The sequence below is a fragment of the uncultured Psychroserpens sp. genome, from assembly GCF_947503375.1.
Classification (GTDB): Bacteria; Bacteroidota; Bacteroidia; order Flavobacteriales; family Flavobacteriaceae; genus Psychroserpens.
This window is the reverse complement of sequence record NZ_CANNDQ010000002.1, coordinates 40,897-63,313: the sequence shown is the minus strand read 5'-3', so window position 1 is coordinate 63,313 and position 22,417 is coordinate 40,897. Positions and strand designations below refer to the sequence as shown.

The 22,417-nt window shown below is 32.0% G+C and carries 20 protein-coding genes; 13 read left to right on the top strand and 7 right to left on the bottom strand.

The window, feature by feature from the left end:
- Positions 1–52: 52 nt before the first annotated feature.
- The 4 genes from Q0876_RS03480 to Q0876_RS03465 are packed head-to-tail and all read left to right on the top strand — an operon-like array spanning position 53 to position 5,311.
- A complete protein-coding gene (locus Q0876_RS03480; protein WP_299224140.1) occupies positions 53–1,351 on the top strand; it encodes an anthranilate synthase component I family protein in 1,299 nt (432 codons plus the stop codon).
- A gap of 37 nt (positions 1,352–1,388) precedes the next feature.
- Complete coding sequence (gene tilS / locus Q0876_RS03475) at positions 1,389–2,699, top strand: tRNA lysidine(34) synthetase TilS (RefSeq protein ID WP_299224138.1); 1,311 nt, start codon at positions 1,389–1,391, stop codon at positions 2,697–2,699.
- A gap of 13 nt (positions 2,700–2,712) precedes the next feature.
- Complete coding sequence (ade, locus tag Q0876_RS03470) at positions 2,713–4,335, top strand: adenine deaminase (protein WP_299224135.1); 1,623 nt, start codon at positions 2,713–2,715, stop codon at positions 4,333–4,335.
- 13 nt (positions 4,336–4,348) lie between these two features.
- Positions 4,349–5,311 carry an alpha/beta fold hydrolase gene (locus tag Q0876_RS03465; RefSeq protein ID WP_299224132.1) on the top strand — a complete coding sequence of 321 codons (963 nt, stop codon included), beginning with the start codon at positions 4,349–4,351 and terminating at the stop codon, positions 5,309–5,311.
- Here Q0876_RS03465 and Q0876_RS03460 read toward each other — a convergent pair.
- Positions 5,303–6,772: an SLC13 family permease gene (locus Q0876_RS03460; protein ID WP_299224129.1), complete on the bottom strand. Its 1,470-nt coding sequence runs from the start codon at positions 6,770–6,772 to the stop codon at positions 5,303–5,305. The genes Q0876_RS03465 and Q0876_RS03460 overlap by 9 nt on opposite strands.
- 205 nt (positions 6,773–6,977) lie before the next feature.
- Here Q0876_RS03460 and Q0876_RS03455 point away from each other — a divergent pair, with 205 nt between their 5' ends.
- From Q0876_RS03455 to Q0876_RS03445, 3 genes are read left to right on the top strand one after another with little or no spacing between them, the layout of a single operon-like run.
- On the top strand, positions 6,978–7,799 hold the full coding sequence (locus Q0876_RS03455; protein WP_299224126.1) for a hypothetical protein: 822 nt from the start codon (positions 6,978–6,980) through the stop codon (positions 7,797–7,799).
- Positions 7,800–7,819: 20 nt separating this feature from the next.
- The gene (locus Q0876_RS03450) at positions 7,820–9,319 is read left to right on the top strand and encodes a hypothetical protein (protein ID WP_299224123.1); all 1,500 of its coding nucleotides are present in this window, start codon (positions 7,820–7,822) and stop codon (positions 9,317–9,319) included.
- A 41-nt stretch (positions 9,320–9,360) separates the two neighbouring features.
- The gene (locus Q0876_RS03445) at positions 9,361–10,899 is read left to right on the top strand and encodes a YifB family Mg chelatase-like AAA ATPase (RefSeq protein ID WP_299224120.1); all 1,539 of its coding nucleotides are present in this window, start codon (positions 9,361–9,363) and stop codon (positions 10,897–10,899) included.
- A 1-nt stretch (position 10,900) separates the two neighbouring features.
- Here the strand turns inward: Q0876_RS03445 and Q0876_RS03440 are convergent, their stop codons facing one another.
- The 6 genes from Q0876_RS03440 to Q0876_RS03415 all read right to left on the bottom strand — a co-directional run bounded on the left by Q0876_RS03440 (position 10,901) and on the right by Q0876_RS03415 (position 16,906).
- Entirely contained in the window at positions 10,901–13,054 is a 2,154-nt protein-coding gene (locus Q0876_RS03440) for a hypothetical protein (RefSeq protein ID WP_299224116.1), read from the bottom strand.
- A gap of 184 nt (positions 13,055–13,238) precedes the next feature.
- A complete protein-coding gene (grrM, locus tag Q0876_RS03435; protein WP_299224113.1) occupies positions 13,239–14,384 on the bottom strand; it encodes a cyclophane-forming radical SAM/SPASM peptide maturase GrrM/OscB in 1,146 nt (381 codons plus the stop codon).
- Between the two features lies 1 nt (position 14,385).
- On the bottom strand, positions 14,386–14,700 hold the full coding sequence (locus Q0876_RS03430) for a hypothetical protein (protein WP_299224112.1): 315 nt from the start codon (positions 14,698–14,700) through the stop codon (positions 14,386–14,388).
- A gap of 28 nt (positions 14,701–14,728) precedes the next feature.
- Positions 14,729–15,526 carry a hypothetical protein gene (locus Q0876_RS03425; RefSeq protein ID WP_299224109.1) on the bottom strand — a complete coding sequence of 266 codons (798 nt, stop codon included), beginning with the start codon at positions 15,524–15,526 and terminating at the stop codon, positions 14,729–14,731.
- 98 nt (positions 15,527–15,624) lie between these two features.
- The gene (locus Q0876_RS03420; protein WP_299224106.1) at positions 15,625–16,212 is read right to left on the bottom strand and encodes a hypothetical protein; all 588 of its coding nucleotides are present in this window, start codon (positions 16,210–16,212) and stop codon (positions 15,625–15,627) included.
- Positions 16,213–16,255: 43 nt separating this feature from the next.
- Positions 16,256–16,906, bottom strand: coding sequence for a hypothetical protein (locus Q0876_RS03415; protein WP_299224103.1), 651 nt, complete (start codon positions 16,904–16,906; stop codon positions 16,256–16,258).
- A 261-nt stretch (positions 16,907–17,167) separates the two neighbouring features.
- On the opposite strand from Q0876_RS03415, the gene Q0876_RS03410 reads away from it, so the two are divergent.
- The 6 genes from Q0876_RS03410 to Q0876_RS03385 all read left to right on the top strand — a co-directional run bounded on the left by Q0876_RS03410 (position 17,168) and on the right by Q0876_RS03385 (position 22,410).
- A complete protein-coding gene (locus Q0876_RS03410) occupies positions 17,168–18,286 on the top strand; it encodes a DUF2891 domain-containing protein (RefSeq protein WP_299224100.1) in 1,119 nt (372 codons plus the stop codon).
- Positions 18,279–19,505: an Nramp family divalent metal transporter gene (locus Q0876_RS03405; protein WP_299224098.1), complete on the top strand. Its 1,227-nt coding sequence runs from the start codon at positions 18,279–18,281 to the stop codon at positions 19,503–19,505. Before Q0876_RS03410 ends, Q0876_RS03405 begins: the two co-directional genes overlap by 8 nt.
- 7 nt (positions 19,506–19,512) lie before the next feature.
- Positions 19,513–20,247 carry a 5-oxoprolinase subunit PxpA gene (gene pxpA / locus Q0876_RS03400; RefSeq protein WP_299224095.1) on the top strand — a complete coding sequence of 245 codons (735 nt, stop codon included), beginning with the start codon at positions 19,513–19,515 and terminating at the stop codon, positions 20,245–20,247.
- An 8-nt stretch (positions 20,248–20,255) separates the two neighbouring features.
- Positions 20,256–20,987 carry an allophanate hydrolase subunit 1 gene (locus tag Q0876_RS03395; RefSeq protein ID WP_299224092.1) on the top strand — a complete coding sequence of 244 codons (732 nt, stop codon included), beginning with the start codon at positions 20,256–20,258 and terminating at the stop codon, positions 20,985–20,987.
- Positions 20,968–21,831, top strand: a complete 864-nt coding sequence (locus Q0876_RS03390) for a biotin-dependent carboxyltransferase family protein (protein ID WP_299224089.1) — start codon at positions 20,968–20,970, stop codon at positions 21,829–21,831. Before Q0876_RS03395 ends, Q0876_RS03390 begins: the two co-directional genes overlap by 20 nt.
- A 78-nt stretch (positions 21,832–21,909) precedes the next feature.
- Positions 21,910–22,410 (top strand): hypothetical protein, encoded by a 501-nt coding sequence (locus Q0876_RS03385; protein ID WP_299224086.1) that lies wholly within the window; start codon positions 21,910–21,912, stop codon positions 22,408–22,410.
- The last annotated feature ends 7 nt before the right edge of the window (positions 22,411–22,417 follow it).

The window sequence follows — 22,417 nt, the reverse complement described above, 5'->3', positions numbered from 1 at the left end:
AATATATGATAGTTTCTTAATACATTTGAAAGATTAAGAATATCATCTTATTTTGAGGAGAATACAAACGCATCACATCAATAATGTTGAGCAATATAAACAAAAATTATTGTTTTGGAGTCAACAGTTCTATGAAGTTGTATGGCTAGATTCTAATAGCTACGAACATAATTATTCTAATTATGATGCTGTATTAGCAGTGGATGCATTTACCAGTTTTCAAACAGATTACTACAATGCTTTTGAGCAGTTAAAAGACTACCAATCGGTGACTAAAGACTGGATTTTTGGATATCTGTCCTATGATCTTAAAAACGACTTAGAAGCGTTGACTTCTAACAATAATGATGTATTATGTTTTCCTGAACTGTATTTTTTTCAGCCTAAACGATTATTTTTAATAAAAGGTAATACCGTAGAAATGCATTATATAAATGTTGTGGCTAACGAAATAGATCAGGATCTTAAGGCAATAGAAAAGATTAATGTTTCTGAAGAATTATCAGAGCACACTGAAGATCAAATTAAAATCAAATTACGCATTCATAAAGATGATTATTTTAAAAAAGTGAACGAAATGTTAGCCCATATTTATAGAGGCGATATTTATGAAGCTAATTTTTGTCAAGAATTTTATGCCGAAAACACAACACTTAATCCAATAGTAACTTACCAAAAGCTTAACGGAATATCCAAGCCACCTTTTGCAACTTTTTTAAAGGTTTATGACAAGTACTTGATGTCTGCATCACCAGAACGCTATCTTAAAAAAGAAGCTCAGAAAATAATTTCGCAACCTATAAAAGGTACAGCAAGACGCTCGAAAGATAGTAATGAAGACGAAATTTTGAAGCTAAGATTGGCTAAAGATGAGAAAGAGCGTAGTGAAAATGTAATGATTGTAGATCTAGTACGTAACGACCTTTCAAGAACAGCGACCAGAGGAAGTGTTATAGTAGAAGAGTTTTGTAAAGTGTATAGTTTTGAACAAGTGCATCAAATGATCTCAACTGTCGTTTCAAATGTAAATAGCAGTACACATCCTGTTGATATTATTAAAACCACATTCCCAATGGGAAGCATGACAGGAGCACCAAAGCTATCTGCTATGAAAATTATAGAAAACTTAGAGGTAACTAAGCGCGGTTTATATTCAGGAACAGTAGGTTATTTTACACCTAATAATGATTTTGATTTTAATGTAGTGATTAGGAGTATTCTTTACAACAGTACACACAAATATATATCTTACTCTGTTGGAGGCGCTATTACTGCAAAAAGTGATCCTTTAAAAGAATACGAAGAATGCTTAGTGAAAGCCAAAGCTATGCGTGAGGTTCTAGAAAATTAGCTAGTAAATAAACATTTAAAGATTTACCTTTGAATTCGTGCTAGAAAAATTCAAAAATCATATCAACCAGAAGTTTAAGTTCTTAACTGAGAGTAGAAGTATTATTGCTGTTTCTGGCGGATTAGATAGCGTAGTGCTTACGTATTTGTGCCATGAGCTTGATTTTAACTTTGCATTAGCGCACTGTAATTTCAATCTTAGAGGAAATGAGAGCGATGAAGATGAAATTTTCATGGTTAATCTGGCAAATCAATTAAATATTGAAATTTTTAGTGAAAGCTTCCATACAAAAGATTATGCTAAATTAAATAAATTGTCAACACAAATGGCTGCTCGTGAGTTACGTTACAATTGGTTTTACGACTTAGCCGAAAATTTAAACTTCAATTATATTCTAACAGCACATCATGCAGATGATAATTTAGAAACATTTCTAATCAATTTATCTAGAGGAACTGGTATAAATGGACTTACTGGTATTCCTGAAATAAACGATAAGTTAGTTCGTCCATTATTGCCATTTACAAGAGAAGAAATTGAGGAGTATGCTAAAGCCAATCATCTAAGATGGAGGGAAGACAGTAGCAATGCGTCTGATAAGTATCTTCGTAATAAATTAAGACATCACGTCATTCCAGCCCTTAAAGAAACACATCCAGAATTACTAGTTAATTTCAAAACAACTCTAGACCACCTTAATGATACAGCAGATATCGTTGAAGAAAGTTTAAATGCTGTTGCGAAACGAGCAATTGATTTTATAGATGAATCTCAAATAAAATTTAAAGTTTCAGAGTTTAAAAAAGTGAATAATCCTAAAGCGTATTTATTTGAAATGTTTAAATCATATGGTTTTACCCAGTGGACAGATATTGTAGATTTGTTAGAAGCACAATCTGGTAAACAAGTTTTATCAAACTCACATCGTTTAATTAAAGATAGAGCGCACCTTATTTTAACAGATTTAACTTCAGAAGCATCAGAATCTTTTTTAATAAAAGCCAATGCTAAAGAGTTTCAAACACCAAAAGGCATTTTATTTTTTGATGAAGCTGATGCAATATCTCAGCATTCTAGTACCACTATTTATGTTGACAAAGCTGGTATTCAGTTCCCATTAATAGTTAGAAAATGGAAAGATGGTGACGTTTTTTTTCCAATTGGAATGAAAGGCAAAAAGAAACTCAGTAAATATTTTAAAGATGAAAAATTCTCTTTAGTAGATAAAGAGAACACGTGGCTGTTATGTTCAAATAATGACATTGTATGGATCATTGGGAAACGAGCAGATAACCGCTTTAAGGCATCACGTGAAACCACTGAAATTTTAAAAATCACACTCGATTAATTATAGCGTTTTAATGAAAAGAATACAAGGTCAAATCGTAAACATTAAGAACAAATATATCTATAAAGGAGAAGTCGTTATTGATAACGGGAAAATAATAGCTATAGAAAAAAAAGACCATGATATCAAACATTACATACTCCCAGGTTTTATTGATGCGCATATTCATATTGAAAGTTCTATGTTAGTGCCAAGTGAGTTTGCTAGAATAGCTGTAAATCATGGAACAGTCGCTACAGTTTCTGATCCTCATGAAATTGCAAATGTTCTGGGTGTTAAAGGCGTAGATTTTATGATCAACAATGGTAATCAAACCCCTTTTAAATTTAATTTTGGTGCGCCATCCTGTGTGCCTGCTACATCATTTGAGTCTGCTGGAGCAATTATAGATTCCGACGATATAAAGGAACTCATGTCTAGATCAGAAATTAAATACCTTGCAGAAATGATGAATTATCCTGGTGTTTTATTCAATGACGAAGACGTACTTAAAAAAATAGCTTGGGCAAAGCATTACAAAAAGCCAGTTGATGGTCATGCGCCAGGAGTTATTGGCGATAACATAACCAAGTATATTAATGCTGGAATTTCAACAGATCATGAGTGCTTTACTTATGAAGAAGGTTTAGAGAAGCTTCAAAAAGGGATGAAAATACTCATACGAGAAGGAAGTGCAGCTAAAAATTTTGAAGCATTAATAGGTTTATTACCAGAGTACGCTACTCAAATGATGTTTTGTAGTGATGATAAACATCCAGATGATTTACTAATAGGTCATATCAATCAACTCTGTGCAAGAGCAATTAAGAAAGGTATAGATGTGTTCAAAGTATTGCAAGCAGCTTGCGTCAATCCAGTTGAACATTATGGCTTAGATGTTGGGTTATTAGAAGTTGGAGATGCTGCTGACTGTATAGTTGTAGATAACTTAAAGGACTTTAAAGTACTACAAACTTATATAGATGGAAAGTTGGTTAGTGAAAATGGCAAATCGATGATCGAGTCTACCAGTTTTGAAACTCTTAACAATTTTAATACCAAGAAGAAATCTATTTCTAATTTTAAAATTGCGCCAAAAACAAAGCGTATAAGAGTTATTGAAGCCATAGAAGGTCAGTTAGTTACCAATGAATTAATAAAAGACGCTACTATTGAGAATGATAATCTCGTTTCTAATGCAACATCAGATATTTTAAAAATGACTGTGGTTGATCGATACAATGATGATGATCCAGCGATAGCATTTATTAAAAACTTTGGTTTGAAAGAAGGCGCAATCGCTTCATCTGTTGGCCATGATTCACACAATATCATTGTAGTTGGTGTTTCTGATGAAATGATTTGCAAAGCTGTTAATCTTATTATTGAAAATAAAGGTGGTATTTGTGCAGTTACAGAAAATGAAGTACAAATAGTTCCGTTGCCTGTTGCTGGAATTATGAGCGATCAAGATGGAGAGACAATTGGCAAGCACTATGCCAAATTAGATGCAATGGCTAAAGAGCTTGGTAGTACTTTAAATTCACCTTACATGACATTATCGTTTATGGCATTGCTTGTTATTCCTGCTCTAAAATTGAGTGATAAAGGACTGTTTAATGGTGACACTTTCAAGTTTACTAGTTTACAAGTATAAATTCACAACACCTATGCCAATAATAGAATCGACCTACAAACCACCTTTTCAATTTAAAAACGGATTTATTGCCACTATATATTCTGGATTATTTCGTAGAATTAAGAACTTAGAGCAAAAACGAGAACGTATAGCAACTCGTGATAACGATTTTTTAGACTTGGATTGGAGTTATTCTGAAAGAAAATCTGACGCAGTTATCATTTTACTTCACGGATTAGAAGGTCATGCACAACGACCTTATGTCACAGGAGCAGCAAAATTATTTAACCAAAATGGAGTAGATGCAGTTTGTGTCAATTTTAGAGGATGCAGTGGCGAAGGTAACCGATTTTATTATAGCTACCATTCAGGAGCTACTAACGATCTTGATGATGTAGTTAAACATTGCATTGAAGAAAAAGGTTATTCAAAACTATATATTAAAGGCATCAGTTTAGGTGGAAACATTACGCTTAAATATTTAGGCGAAGGCAGAGTTGTACCAAACGAAATCAAAGCAGCTATAGCTATTTCTGTACCTGTTCATCTCAATGGTTCTGCAATAGAATTGCATAAATTGAAGAATAAAGCGTTTGCCATTCGGTTTAAAAAGCATCTGGTCGATAAACTAAAATTGAAACTCAAACAATTCCCTGATCAAATCACTGAGGAAAAGATCAATTCAATTAAAACCTTAAGAGATTTTGATGAGGTATACACCTCGCTAGCACATGGTTTTAAGAATGCCTCAGCGTATTATGAAAAATCTAGTAGTTTACAATTTTTAAAAAACATAAAAGTACCTACACTACTAATCAATGCCTTAAATGATTCGTTTTTATCTCCAGAATGTTTTCCAGTAAAAGAAGCCAAGCAAAATGAAAACTTATATTTAGAAATGCCTAAACATGGTGGTCATGTTGGGTTCATTCAGAAGAATAATGTCTATTATAATGAAAAAAGAGCTTTAACGTTTGTTAAGAAATTAACGTAATAATTCTTTTGGGAAACCATCCACAGTTATTTGCCAAAGCTCTGGTAGTAGAAAGTACACAAATAGTGTGACTATTATAATTGAGATGAGATTCATTACAATACCTTTGCTTACCATATCTGGAATTCGTAAATAACCAGAACCAAATACAACCGCGTTAGGAGGGGTTGCTACAGGAAGCATAAATGCACACGATGCAGCTACAGCTGCACCTACCATTAGAACAAATGGATGGATATCAACACTAAGTGCCATAGGTGCTAAAACAGGTAAAAGCATAGCAGTAGTTGCTAGGTTTGATGTGATCTCAGTTAAGAAGTTGACAGCCGCTACTAATATTAGAATTAGAATAATAATGGTCATGCCTTGTAGAGAAGCCATTTGGTTTCCTAGCCAAGCTGCAAGACCACTAGTTTCAAAACCTTTGGCTAGCGCCATGCCACCTCCAAAAAGAAGGATAATTCCCCAAGGTAGCTTTACGGCTTCATTCCAATTAATAAGGTTCTCGTTTTTATTTTTTGAAGGAATCAAAAACAATATGATGGCGAAGAAGATAGCAATAATGGTATCGTCAATAGCTGGGAGAATACGCTTTAATATAAATGATCTTGTAATCCAGCAAAATGCAGTGAGTGCAAAAACGAGCGCTACCGCTTTTTCTTCATAATTAATGTTTCCTAAGGTTTTTAACTGATGTTTAATTTCAGCTTTGCCACCAGGAAATTGGGTTTGTTTAAATGTAAATGCATAACGTGTAAGGTACTTCCAGCAAATAAATAAGAGTAATAATGAAATTGGAAAGCCAAACATAAACCATTGTGAAAAAGTAATCTCATAACCATAAGTATCTGAAACTATGCCAGCCAAAACTAAGTTTGGTGGTGTGCCAATAAGAGTGGCAATACCACCAATTGATGCGCTGTAGGCAATAGCAAGCATTAGCGCTTTACCGAAAATTTGATTCTCATTTTCAAGTGTATCAGGATTATCTTTTAATTGCTTGATGATAGCAATACCAATTGGTAACATCATCACTGACGTAGCTGTATTTGAAATCCACATGGATAAGAATGCCGTAGCAATCATAAAACCCAAAATAATTTTTCGAACATCACTACCAATAATATGGATGATATTTAATGCGATACGTTTGTGAAGTTTCCATTTTTCGATAGTAATAGCAATAACAAAACCGCCTAGATAAAGAAAAACATATTTATGACCAAAAGCACTTGTGGTATTTGACAGATCCATCCCACCAGATAAAGGAAACAAGATTATAGGTAATAAAGCAGTTACAGCAATAGGAATGACTTCGGTAATCCACCATGCAGCTACCCAAGCTGTAGATGCTAATACTGCATTACCCTCAGTTGAAAGACCATCAGGCTTAAAGAATAAGATTATAACAATAAATAGTGTTGGTCCAAGTAAGAGACCAATACGTTTTTTTAAACTCATTTATGCTTTCAATTAAAGCCCTAAGATATATAAATTTGAGGTAGTTACTATTTTTTGAATAAATGACACTATGATCCAGTCTTGTGTTTTAGGTACGTTTTTATAATTCTTAAAGATTAAATGCAAGTTGTAAATCTTTTTTGTAATTTTAAGTTCTTCCTAAGAATACTAATTAATAGAGTTATTAATCTTAAAATCAATAAACATGAAAAGTATTGATACTATTAATGGTATTGCTTTGCATTATGCAAGACTGCCTCAACACCCTTATGGGACTCGTGGAATTCAGCGTACATTTAAAATCGAAGAGCATTTTTTAGAAGCTTTAGAAGCAGCATTAGAAGAGGTTTTTGATCATTGTCCTTTAGGAAAACCAGACGTCATCACTACAGCTGGTATCCTTGTTGATAAGCCAGGGCAGCATGGTCATGGAAAAGCCTTTGATTTAGATGCTATTTTCTGGCAAGACCAAACACTAATCACTCAAAATTTTTTGCATGATAAAGAGTTATATTTAGGTATAGAATCCTTTTTGCGGAAGCATTTTGGCATTGTTCTTAATCATTTTTATCCTAATCATCAAGATCATTGGCATGTTGATCAAAGTGTCAATGTAGATTATCATGAATCTTCTAAATCAGAAACACTATACTTACAAATGGTCTTAAAGTATATTTACGGAAAACCTGTTATTATTGACGGAGTTTCAGGACCACAGACCAGAGGTTTTACTAAAGAGGTCTTTAATAGGCTCAATATAAATACACCAATAACAACAAAGGTTAATTATTTAAAATTTTTAGACCTTACTGGAAAAATAGCATTTGAACTTAGTAAAGAAACGGTAACCCCTAAGCAACTATTAGAAAACTTGGAAGCAGTTGTCGACAATTTACCGTTAGATAATAGACATCAAGTAAGTCAAGCTTTAAACTCCTTTTTAGATCATAATGAAACAGCATCATGGCTTGGTGGAATAGATCATGAACATGATCTAGATGAAATTATAGATAGTATTATTAGCTAAAGAAACTATTCAACAAGTACATGGATCATAAACTAGAGCCTACAGTAAAATCGAAAGTAGATATGCCTAAGCAGTATACAGTTTATAACTGTCATACGCATACGTTTACTATAGATCATGTGCCCAATAATTTTGGTAAAAAGATATTGCCTTTATTCTATCAAGTGATTACCATGAAGGTGGTTAAATGGTATTACTTGAATTTAACGTTTCGAAATAGAAAATACAGACGTTTTTTGCACAAGTGCAAAAAGGTAAAATATTTCATTATAGCTATTTTAAAGTTTACACACATCTTGTATTGGTTGTACACGTTGATATTGTTTTTGTGCAATTGGATATTCAAAATGTTAATCAATATTTTAGCTTTAAGCAATCTTTTTAGTGCTCAAAGCAAAGCGGCATTCAAGCGATTTTCTACTATTGGTCGCTATGCTACTTACGTCGACTCTGGTCAAGGTAAAGTCTTCGATTTGTTAGAGAAAACGTATGGCCCCGACACCAGATTTGTTGTATTGCCAATGGATATGGATTATATGGAAGCAGGAAAGTCTACATACAATTATATGCAACAACTCGATGAATTGTTGAAAGTGAAATCTAATAATAGGGGACAAATACTTCCTTTTGTGTTTGCAGACCCAAGAAGAATCATTGATAAGAAAATCAATATAAATGGGTTTTCTTATGAGAATTATATTAAAAAAAACCTTTCAAATCATAAATTTAATGGCATCAAGATGTATCCTGCTCTAGGGTATTACCCCTTTGATAAAAATTTAATTGAAACCTTTAGGTTTGCTCAAGAGCATCAAATTCCAATCATAACACATTGTATAGAAGGCACTGTGTTTTATAGAGGAAAGAAGAAAAAAGAATGGAGAAATCATCCGATTCTTACTTATAAAGATGATAAGCTTATTAAGCCTTTGCCTCTTCCACAAACAAAGAATTACGAATTCACCACAAATTTCACACACCCATTAAATTACCATTGCTTATTAGATAAGACGCTATTAAGTAACTATTTGGGAGAAGAGACCGATTTGAGTAAACTAAAAATATGTTTAGCTCATTTTGGAGGAACTAAAGAATGGTTACGTTATATAGAAGACAGCTGGATTAACTATAACAATAAAATTTCTAAAGTTTCTAAAATAGATTATCAAAACAGTAAATATAAAAACACATTAACCCATGGTAATAAGAGAACTATATGGTGGAATGCAAGCTGGTTATCAATTATCTATGACCTTATGATAGCCTATGAAGGTGTATATACAGATATTAGCTTTATCGTTTTTAATGAAGAACTGTTTCCACTTTTAAAATATTTGTTAGAAGATGATAAAGTAAAGCATAAAATTCTATTTGGTACCGATTACTACGTTGTAGCTCAAAAAAATACTGAAAAAGCATTGTATCTTAATCTTAGAAGCTATATAGGCGAAGAGTTGTTCTATATGATAAGTCACGTCAATGCCAAGCGATTTTTGAGTACTTCCTTTAAAACATTTTGATTTTATAGAATATTGTCTATTTTTGAGTAAATATTCTACATATGCTCAAAAAAGTATTCGGTAGTGCTGTCTTTGGTGTTGAAGCAACTACAATAACAGTTGAGGTCAATGTCGATTCTGGTATTGGTTATCATTTAGTAGGTCTTCCAGATAATGCTATTAAAGAGAGTAACTTTCGAATTGCAGCTGCTCTTCAAAATAACGGTTATAAGATTCCTGGGAAGAAGATCATCATTAATATGTCTCCAGCCGATTTACGTAAAGAAGGTTCTGCCTACGATTTAACCTTAGCAATTGGTATTCTTGTGGCTACAAAGCAAATAAAAGCTAATCGTTTGGAAGAATATCTCATTATGGGCGAGTTATCTCTAGATGGTAATTTGCAACCTATAAAAGGAGCTTTGCCTATAGCGGTAAAAGCTAGTTCAGAAGGTTTTAAAGGATTTATTCTTCCAAAACAGAATGCTAAAGAAGCAGCTATTGTTGATGGTTTGGATGTGTTTGGGGTTGATAATATTAGACAGGTTATAAATTATTTTGATAATGATGAACCTATAGAAAAAACAATTATAGATACTAAAGAAGAGTTCTATAAAAATCTAAATTTTCCAGAGTTTGATTTTAGTGATGTCAAAGGGCAAGAAAGTATTAAACGTTGCATGGAAATCGCTGCGGCTGGTGGTCATAATATTATTTTAATTGGACCACCAGGTTCTGGAAAAACAATGTTGGCTAAACGATTACCAAGTATTTTGCCTCCTATGACTTTACATGAAGCATTAGAAACGACTAAGATACATTCTGTTGTGGGTCGTGTTAAAGCACATTCAGGTTTAATGGCTCAGCGTCCGTTTAGAAGTCCGCATCATACCATATCAAATGTCGCTTTAGTAGGAGGAGGAAGTTACCCACAACCTGGAGAAATATCGTTGTCTCATAATGGTGTCCTGTTTCTAGATGAGTTACCAGAATTTAAGCGTGAGGTTTTGGAGGTTATGCGCCAGCCTTTAGAAGATAGAGAGGTAACTATATCTCGAGCTAAATTTACAGTAACCTATCCATCATCTTTCATGTTGGTAGCAAGTATGAATCCAAGTCCTGGTGGTTATTTTAATGATCCAAATGCACCAGTGACCTCATCTCCAGCAGAAATGCAACGCTACTTGAGTAAGATATCTGGTCCTTTGTTAGATCGAATTGATATTCACGTAGAAGTAACACCAGTGCCTTTTGATAAACTATCAGATAAGCGAAAAGGAGAATCATCTGTAGCTATTAGAAAACGAGTCACTAATGCCAGAGCAATTCAAACAAAACGTTTTGCTAATTCAGAGCATGTGCATTATAATGCACAAATGACTACTAAACAAATTAGCGCCTTTTGTGCTCTTGATGAGAGTTCTTTAACACTATTAAAAACTGCTATGGAACAACTAAGCTTGTCGGCAAGAGCTTATGATCGTATTTTAAAAGTCTCAAGAACTATTGCCGATTTAGAAGCGTCTGACCATATCAAAGGCGCGCATATCTCCGAAGCCATTCAATACAGAAGTATGGATAGAGAAGGTTGGTTAGGTTAAATTATTCTTTGATAAAATAATTAGTGTCGTCATCTAGGCGCTTCCAATCTTTAGTGTTAATATCATAGCTATAAGGTACAGAAGCAATTTTAGTTTTATTTGCAGATTCAAAAGTCATAATAGTACCTAATCTGTTTAAGTACATATAAGACTTTTCAGATATAGGTAATAATTCAGCTTTTGGTAGATCTACATTGTCGCCTTTTCGTTTATAATAGAATTTGCCATCTTCTAGCCAAAATTTTCTTGGACCATAATTACCAGAATAAGCCTTATTTTGGGCATTTAAACTATCAGTACTTTTAGTTTTAATATAGTTAAGATGTTTAAGTATATTTGCTAAATAACTGTGCTCAGGATTATTTTTAAAAGCTACGCTGTAAAGCTGTTCAGCTTCAACCATATTCCCTTTTTCATAGGCTTGATTAGCTAGTTCAATGCTAGAATCCATTTTCCAATATAGAGTTGTGTAAGTATTTAGCCTATTAAATTGTGATACCGATAATGCATAGGTTTTACCTGCACTATTTTTAACCAAATCGCATTTATAAGTTTGATTTCTAATAAAGCCACTCGCAATACTTTTAGGTCCTGCTGGTATAAAGGTAGTCATACGTTGGTTTTTGATATACTGTATTAGCCGATCACCTTCTATCCATAGTTCCATAATTTGTTCATTGCTGCCAGACCTGTAGGTACCAACAAATTTTTGTAAATCTTTGATTGTTGGCGAATTGTTTTTTAAGTAGTTTACTACTGTGTCGTATACTTGACTTCTATTAGAATTACCTGGATATTGTAATTTAATGTCTTCTAATAAAGTTTCTGCAGCTTTGATGTCGCCTTTTAGAAGTAAGGGTTGTAGTTTAACATAAGAAAGGTTGGGATTTATAACTTCGTAAGTTTCAATAGCATCAATTAATAATTCGTCTTCACCACTAACTAAAGCAGCTCCAGCTAAATTCATACCTTCCTCTGGGCCTGGGTCTTTATCAAAAAGCTGCTCAGATTTTTTAAAATAAGCATCTACCTGTCTGGTTTCACCGTAGATAGAAAACAGAATTTGATTGTAAAAGTAATTGTTTGGATCAACTTCCAACTGTAGTTTTACTAGTTTTTCTGCTTCATCATAATTTTCATAAGCCAAGTTTCTTTGAATATACACTTCCAACTGTTTCTGTAAAGGAAGTTTGTTTCTCAAAGCATATGCCTTATCTATAATATCTTGAGTTTCCAATTTACCTCTATTGTATAATGTAGATCGCTTGGCATTTTCTAAATAAGCTAGAGCAAATGTATTGTCGATACTATATGCTTTGCTATAATCATCATTTGCAAAAGCCTCAATCGCTGGCATCGAGCTACTCATAAACTCATTTAGTGGCAGATCGATATAACGAATTGAATTGCGCTCTACAAAACCAGCTTGCGCAGTTATAAACACACTAATATCATCTAATAATTCTAAAAAGTTTGGTCCTTTAAATGTTTGTTCTTTTAATGTTTTTCCATTGCTTGATTTGCGGATAGAAGTTGTGATTTCAAAATCATCTCCATTTTTTTTGAACGTACCATCTACATAAAAATCATAAAACAAAGACGCTTCTCGTATTTTTGATGTTGTTGTGGTTACATATAAAAAATCTGGACTTAAACTTTTGTTTTGTAGCAAATCTTCGTGTAATAATTTACCAATACCATAATGCATCCATGATATTGTGCTATCATTGTCTATTTGCTCAAATGTATAAATTGGAATACCAATTCTAAATTCTTCTTTAGTAATAGTTTTGGTCTCTACCTCACCCAAATCGTTTTCATAGGTTATGTTCTTAGTTGTAGCACCTAAATCACTATTTCCAAAACCAAAGTATAGCGTGATAATTAGTAAAACAATATTCAAAGGGAAAATGATCTTCTCTCTAAGTTTTAGTATGCGTTTATTAATTCGATCTTGGTGATATAAGTAGATTGCTAAAGAAGGAATAATACCAATAAATACCCATAGTAGTACATCAACCCAATACGGAGAAATATTGTATCGGTTCAAGATCCAGTCCACAAATTGTAAAAATGTCCACGCAGCAACAAGATAAGCTGCAAGAATCTTTAAGGTTTTCACCCATTTTTTTTGCTTTTTAGTTTCTGTAGACATGGTTTTGAAGTTTTGCTATCACTAATTCAAAAATAGACTATGGCTTTTTATAAGTTTAAATATAAGTAGTATTTACAGTATTTGTAAGTGAATACTTCTAAAATATACCAAACTGTAAATTTAAACTGTTTTTTTATTTTTCAAATTAAAATTTATTCTATTGAAATTCATAGTGTAGCATTCATTATAACTCTTCAGAAAGTTTATTTAGAACAACGTTCAAAGGGATTTGAGTTGAAGCTTTACAATTATATGTTATTGTAGAATCAAAAGTTCCATTTTCAAAGAATTTGTTTGAAGGGCTTCCGCCACCACAAAAATCATAATATTGGCAAGTATCTATACACTTTTTTACTCCAGAAGTAATGTCTCTATATATTTGCTTGAAAGCTGTGTTACTTAACATCTCATTAATATTATTCATAGAAAATATATTTCCAAATAGAAAATCATTGAAATCTTTAGATTTCTGTCCCATTAATTCAGGAGAAAATGTTGATAAATTACCTTCTACATCAACAGAAAGTATTTTAAATGGTGTTATTTCTTGACCGTTTATATATCTTTTATCTAAAGCTTTTTTATCTAAATCTGCATATAATATTCTCTTTTTCACCCTATCTAACTCTCTAATATATAGCGGATCTTTATCATTTAATTGTTTGTTATATAAAGTATTAAAGAAATTAAACACCTTGTTTTTATTATAGTTTTCAATAAAACTACTTTTAGTGTTTGAGCCTTCTATTTCTTCTATATTTAATCCTAGTCTACTTATTCCTAAGGCCTTAAAGAAATCGTATAATTCATCTGCTTTATCAATGGATTCTTTAGTTATAACTGCAATTACATGAAAGTCAATATCATTGTCGCGAAGAATTTTAAGAGACTTATTTAATGTGTTATAAGTTCCTTTACCTGATCTAGTAATTCTATTAACATCATTAATTGTTTCTGGACCATCTATACTTAGACCTAAATTGATGTTTTGTTTCTTGAAAAAGCGAACCCAATTTTTATTAATTAACAACCCATTTGTTTGGAAAGAATGCTTAACAGTTATAGGTTTATTTTTTAATGCTTTTGAAATAGTATCAAAAAAGGTTTTGTATTGCTCTATTGGTATAACTAATGGCTCTCCACAATGCCATACAATACTAAGTTCTTTTCCTATGAGATTACTAGTTAATAATAGATCAATGGTTTTTTTTATGGTTTCGGTACTTATAACTCTCTTGTCTAGCCTATTTGGAAGATAGCAATATCGACAATCTATATTACAAAATGGAGTGCCTTGAAAAATTAGAAGATCTAAAGATTCTGAGACCATGCTAATTCATTACATTTCCCCAATTGTTCCAGTTATCCCAGTTGTCCCAATCACTCCAGTTGTCCCAATTATCCCAATCAGACCAATCAGACCATGGTAAGTCTCTAAAATCGTTGTTTAATGTTTTGGAGGTTCTATTGTTAAATAAATCTTGTAAAACCTTAGAATCTTTATTTTCAACTTTTTTTAGTTTTTCCCTAATATCTTTAACTCTTTCATTTAAATTGTTAGAGGTGTTATCAGTATTTATATGACCAAATGAGACAAATGGGATTAACGATAAAATAAATGAGGCAAGTTTTCTAAAATTCTTCATACGAATAAGTTAGGCTGCTATTATAAGTTTAATAGTAATAGTAAATATACTTATTTCGTGGTTTAATACCAAAATACCCTCTAGCTGTTATACTAATATCTATAGATTTACTATTTAGAGAACTTCCGTCGTGAAATAAATTTTCAGTAGGTGCTATATAAGCTTCAAATGGCTTAAGTTCAATTCTGAAGAGCTTATAGTTTGGGTTTGCTTCCAAAAAGAAATAAATTCTATTATAATGATCTGGTGTACCTATGTTTAAAGAAGAAAATGGCTTTGCTCTTAATTCATCTATTCGCTTATTCATGAATAGAAAATAACGATGTTCTTTTCCTAAATTAATACAGATTCTATTTCTTACTTTTCCTCGGTCTTGGGATGAAGCTTTTTCCCAACTATCAATATGCAAGCCTATTTTTTTTCCTTCATTAGTAGTTAATGTAGATTGGTTACTTTGTTTTTGACTAATGTTATGAATATCAATATGATCTTTTTTAAGCATAAAACTTTTAAGATATTTGAGCGTAAATAAATGCAGTTTTTGGTTTTCATTTAGCTCTCTTAATGTATATGCTTTTAACAATGCTTCTGCTTTTTTTCTATAAGAATTAGATGTTTTAAAAAAGCCTATGGTTTGAAACTCTTTTGGTGGTTTTTTGTCAATTAATAGTTTAAGCTCATTATCTGTAAGTTGCCTCCATAGATGGTCTTGAGGATAGTAATTATTATCATCCAAATTTTTTTTCACGGTTGTGGTCATTATGCGATCATTTAATTGATTTTTTAAATTCCATGAAAAAACAGTAATACCTTTTTCTAAGTTCATATTACATTATAATAACTGTGCCCAATAAGTGTAAGTTTTTATGTGATATTTTTTATTTTAAAAAAGACTTTTTATTTAGATTTTATACTAAAAAAGTGTTATATGCCTTCTGTTGTTTGAGAAGTAGTATTCTCAATTTCAGAAAAGCCTGTGTTATCAATATTTATTTGGTTTATTGGGTATACATATAATATGTATAAATAAAAGAAAGCAATAGATACGCATAAGATTAGTAACCCTATTATCGAAGAATTTATCTTCACACCATTAGTTAGAGATAATTCAATTTCAGTTTTATCTAAAATTGGGGAACTGTCTTCAGAACTGCTGTCGGTTGATGCTGTTTTTTTATTCAAATGGTTAATAGACTGTTTGAATTGAATACCTGAAAAGACGAGACCGCATAAAACTATTATAATTACAGTAAAGAAGATTAATTTTGTCGAAAATAACTGCCAGTCAAATGTTTGTTTCCTGTGGTCTAGGTTTTCAGTAAAATACTGAACATATTGACTTTCAAAATATTTTTCTTTAGCAATTTCATATTTTAGTCTAGCAACTTCGTTCAAATCACTGTAGTAGTCAACTGAATCTGTCAAAGAAGTTTTTTGGTTTTTGGTGAATTGTTCGAATTTTTGTGTAGCTTCACTAGAATCTTGACTTAAGACACTGGTAGATGAAAACATGATTAAAAAGCATGTAGATATTATTATTAAACTGTATGATTTTTTAATTTGAACTAACATTGTATTCACTGTTTAGAAATTTTAAGAATTTTTTTCTAAAAATAAACCGCTTTGAGTCGGTAGTTATATTTTTATTTTGTTCTAACTTAAGATAGTCTTTATATGTCATTCCTATAATAATATGTTGATTTTCGTTGATTAACTTTTTAATTGTTTCTAAATAAGTTTTAGAATCTTTAGATAGATTTCCTGTTCTTGTTGGGAAAATATCTATATCGCTAGCTATGCCTCTACATGTTAGGCTAAGCTTTTTTTCATTACGAAGCTTATTTATGTTTTCTGTTTTTTTGTTTTCACTTAGGCTCGATAGATCATCACAGAACATTTGAGAGAAATCAAGTTTTATAACTTCATTATCAATGGTAATTGAAAGTTTTTGAGACTCTAAAAGCCTAACTTTTTCTATGTAATTTTCTGAGTTTAATAAGCTATCGAGTTCAATTACTTCCTGAATGAAAAGATCTCTTTCTTTTTCTGTTTTCTCAAAATCTTTAAATGATGATAATGCGTCTTTCTGCTGACTTAATATATTATTCTGTTGGTTTAATACATTATTGTCATATTTAAATGATTTTGTAGTATTGCAACTACATATCAAATAAAATGCAAATAGAATCAATATTGTTTTTTTCATCCTTTTAGGTTAGATCATTTATAAATATATGATAATTTCTTAAGATTTCATTTATAGATAGTTATTTAAATGAACCATTTTAGGTTATTAGTTTCAGTAAGTATAATTAGAGCTGTTAACAATGATTTATTCAAAGAAGAAAGATGGCTGTTTTTAGTTTAGTATTTGTTGCAACCATAGTATTTGTGATTGAACGCTTCAAAATATACTAAATCGTATATTTAAATTGTATTTTTACTTGTCTAACTTACATAATTCTAAATGAAACCTCATCAAATTTTACTAGCTATATTTTTATTTGTTAGTTGTAATTCATCAGAAGAACAAAAAGTTGAAAACGCTCAAAATAAAATAAAAATCAAGAAAGAATCAATTGCAAAGATTGATTTGTCACAAGCAAATCGCTTAGCAAGTTTGCCAATACATTGTATTCAAACCGAATATCCAAATAAATTGAATCAAGTTATTGGAGGAGGCGAAGATTTAAAAACACCTCAAGAATTGCATCCTGCTTTTTATGGCTGTTTTGATTGGCATTCTGCAGTTCATGGGCATTGGAGCCTGGTGAGTTTATTAAAGCAGTTCCCAGAATTAGAACATGCTGAAAAGATGAAACAGATGTTACTAGAAAATATGTCTAAGACTAATATAGAAAAAGAAGTGTCTTATTTTTTCGGAAAGCATAATACAAGCTATGAGCGAACATATGGATGGGCTTGGTTGCTAAAATTAGCTGAAGAGCTCCACACTTGGGATGATCCAGTGGCTAAGGAATTAGAAATTAATCTGCAACCATTAACAGATTTGATTGTAGGGAAATATTTAGAATTCTTGCCTAAACTAAACTATCCAATTCGTGTAGGAGAGCATACCAATACAGCATTTGGATTATCTTTTGCTTATGACTATGCTAAAACTGTTGAAAACGATCAATTAAAATCTCTCATAGAAAAACGAGCTAAAGATTTTTATTTAAGCGATAATGACTGTCCTTTGAGCTGGGAGCCAAGTGGATTTGATTTTCTCTCACCTTGTCTTGAAGAAGCAGCGCTGATGAAACGTGTCTTGTCTACTGAAGAATTCAAGGCGTGGCTCAACGATTTTCTTCCAAAACTAAAACATGAGGACTTTGCTCTAGATACAGGAAGAGTAAGTGATAGAACCGATGGTAAACTGGTGCATCTGGATGGTGTTAACTTTTCAAGGGCATGGAGCTTAAATGAGATATCAAGAGCGTTACCAGAATATGAACATTTGAAAAACATTGCTAATCAGCATATTAATTATTCATTACCAAGTATTGTTGGTGATAGCTATGAAGGTGGTCATTGGCTAGGAAGTTTTGCTATATATGCTCTAAATTCTGTTGAACGTGATTAAAAAATGGTTCAAAAATATAGGTCCAGGGCCATTAGTTGCAGCAGCTTTCATTGGTCCTGGAACGGTTACAGTTTGTACGTTGGCTGGTGTTAATTTTGGTTATACATTGCTTTGGGCTATGTTATTATCTGTTATAGCTACAATAGTTTTGCAAGAAATGGCAGCACGATTAGGAATTATATCTCAAAAAGGATTGTCTGAAGTTATAAGAACTGAACTAAAACATCCCTTAATAAGAGGGTTGGCAATAGCTTTAATCCTTTCAGCTATAGTAATAGGTAATGCAGCTTATGAAGCAGGTAATATCAGTGGAAGTGTTTTAGGATTAGAGACTATTTTTGGAGATCATAGTTTTAACCTTGGGATATTAAAACTAAATGTTTTTAGCTTATTTGTTGGACTCATAGCCTTTGTAATACTATACATTGGGAATTATAAAACGCTGGAACGTATACTTGTTGCTTTGGTGGTTTTAATGAGTTTGGCCTTTTTAGCTACTGCTATTTTGACAAGGCCAAGTCTAAAAGAGGTCTTCAAAGGAATGTTTCTTCCTAAATTTTCTAATGATAATATTTTGACCATTATTGCTTTGGTAGGAACTACAGTGGTACCATATAATTTATTCTTGCATGCGGCCCTCGTGAAAGAGAAGTGGAATTCTGTTTCCGATTTGAAGTATGCGAGAAAAGACACCATCATTGCTATTGTTTTAGGCGGATTGGTTTCTATGTGCATCATTATATCTGCTGCAGCAATAAAGGCTCATGAAGTTAATAATGCAGCAGATTTAGCTAAAGGTTTAGAACCACTTTTTGGAAATTTTTCAGCTAATTTTCTATCTGTTGGATTGTTTGCAGCTGGTATAACAAGTGCTATTACAGCGCCTTTAGCTGCAGCTTATGTTGTTTCAGGTTGTTTAGGTTGGAAGTCTAATATGAGGTCTAGACGGTTTAGATGGGTTTGGATAATTATTCTTGGATTAGGTGTTTTCTTTTCTTCTGTAGGATTTAAATCTATAAAAATAATCAAGTTTGCACAAGTGGCAAATGGTTTGCTGTTGCCTATTATTGCTGGATTCTTACTTTGGGTAATGAATAAAATGTCTATTCTTAATAAGCATAGAAATACATTACTACAAAATGTATTTGGATTTATAATTTTAGCAATAGCTGTATTTTTAGGAATTAAGAGTATTTTGAAAGTGTTTAATATACTATAAGAAATAAATGTTTGAAATAGATATTAATTGCGACCTAGGTGAAGGTATTGGTAATGAGACTTCATTAATGCCATTCATATCGTCATGTAATGTGGCATGTGGTGGACATGCAGGTGATGAATACTCTATGAGAAGAGTAGTTGAACTTGCTAGTTCTCATAAAGTCAAGATTGGTGCTCATCCATCCTTTCCAGATAAAAATGGTTTTGGGAGACAGATAATGTTCATGACCAAAAAAGCACTTTCAAAAGTCTTAGTAGAACAAATAGATGCCTTACAGAACGTACTAGAAGAAAGAAATATGACTATGCATCATGTAAAGCCTCATGGTGCTTTGTATAATTTGGCTGCAGTAGATAAAAAAACAGCCAAAATTATAATAGATGTAATAAAATCATATGATAAAAATTTAGTTCTATATGCGCCTTATCAATCTGTAATTACTAGAATGGCTAAAAATGAAGGATTGAAAATTAAATTTGAAGCTTTTGCAGACCGAAATTATAATGAGGATCTAACTTTAGTTTCAAGGTCAAAATACAATGCTTTAATACAGGATTCAAAATCTATTTTTGATCACGTTTATAAAATAATTTCTAAAGAAAAAGTTAGTACAGTTAGTGGAGTAGAAGTGGTATTAAAAGCAGATACATTTTGTATGCATAGCGACCATGAAAATATACTTGAAAATTTAAAATTTTTAGTAAAAAAATTAACAGAAAATAACATCAAAATTTTGTAAGTTTATAGGTGGATTATAATCTTACATATCATCACTTTTCAGAGCGCTCAATCTTAGTGAATTGGCCTCAAATTATTGATAAGAATGTATTAAACGACATCTTATTTTATAAAAATAACTTAGAAATTTATTATGCTAAAGAAATAGTTCAAGTAAAAACCGCATATAACTCGTTGTTAATTACTTATAATAGAACTATTGATAATATCAATGATGAAATATCAGCCCTAAAGTTGCAATATAACAGCCGCTTGAAACTTGACAAGGCAAGTCACAAGCTGTGGCGTATACCAGTATGTTATGCTGACGAATTTGCACTAGATATTGATGAAATATCAACTAAAAATAAGATATCAAAATCTGAAATTATTCGCTTGCATTCTGAGCCGATTTACACTGTTTTTTTTATAGGATTTTTACCTGGTTTTTTATACTTAGGAGGTCTCAATGAACGGCTATATTATCCAAGAAAAAGAAGACCAAAATTCAATATAGAAAAAGGTGCTGTTGCCATTGGAGAAATGCAAACAGGAATTTATCCAAATGCTAGCCCAGCTGGTTGGAATGTGATAGGCAATTCGCCTTTAAACTTTTTTAATGTTAATGCTCAGGTTTCTTGTTTTGCTAAACCTGGAGATTGTATTCAATTTTTTCCTATTACTCTTAATGATTATCATACTATATCTAGAGATGTTTCTAGCAGAGTTTATAAATTAGAAAATGAGATCATCTATGATTGAAGTATTAAAAGCTGGTTTCTACGATACTATTCAAGATTTGGGTAGGTTTGGTATGCAGAATATTGGAGTGCCTTTATCTGGAGCGATGGATCAATATGCAGCTAAAACTGCAAATTCTGTATTGGGTAATAATGTTAATGATGCTGTTTTAGAAATTACAGTATCTGGACCAAAGCTACTTTTTCATTGTGATACGGTTATTTCTCTTTCAGGAGCAAATCTCAATGCATTAATGAATGCTGAGCATGTAAAATTAAATTCAATAATAGCCGTAAAAAAAAATGACATCCTGTCTTTCGGTAAATTAAGCTTTGGTTGCCGAGCTTATTTGGCTGTCAAAGGAGGTTTGCTTACTGAATACGTGATGAAAAGCCGAAGTATGTGCCCAAATATAACTTCTAATTTGCGACTACAAAAAGGGGATTGCATTAAAATTGAAGCCTACAGAAATGCTAAAATGAGTTCTACAGCATCAGTTAAGTTAAACTTGCATTATTTTGAAAACAACTTATTTGAGGTATATGAAGGACCAGAGTTTAAAATGTTATCGAAACAGCAACAAGAAGCGTTGTTTTCAAGAAAGTTTTCAATATCAAAAGATAGTAATCGAATGGGAATAAGGTTGAAAGAACCGTTCCCTAACCAACTAAAGTCTATAATAACATCATTAGTATTGCCCGGAACTATTCAATTAACACCTTCTGGTGAGCTTATAATCTTAATGAGAGATTGTCAGGTAACTGGAGGTTACCCAAGAGTTTTACAGGTTAGCGAGAATGCCATAAATCGATTAGCTCAGAGGATTTCTGGAAGTAATATTCGGTTTAAACGTATTTTTCAGTAAGAAAAAGACTAAAAAATATAGTTTTTTGTAAAGATTTTCAATATTTTAGGCTTAACAATTAATTCAAACTAACCAATTATGAAAAACTTAGTATTACTTATTCTCGGAATAATTTTAGGGGCAATAGCAATGTATTTCTATTGCTGTAAAGATGAACCTGTAGAAATGTTGCCAAAACCTCCTCAAGGAACAATTACTCCTGCTGAAGCAAGAACACTTGATGAAGCTTATAATTTAAGACATCGATTAATTAGCGATTCTATTGTAACGAGAGAAGGAGGCGACAATCGTTCATCATGGTATTCACTTACTGATATTGAAGATTTTATTGAAATTGCTAAAGATCAAGCAAGTGATTCTGGTTACACTATGAATGGAATAAGAATTTATTTAGGTGCTTATCCTCAAAGTAAAGAAGGTGCTGGTTACACAACCATGTTTTTAATTCCAACGGGTTATTTAAATACCGCTGAAGGTAGTATGCTTAATTTTCAATATAGCAATGGTGATATTCCTGGAACAAATGGATTGAATCATGGTGGTGACGGTGAACCACCTTCGGCTAATTACCCACAGTAGAAAGAGT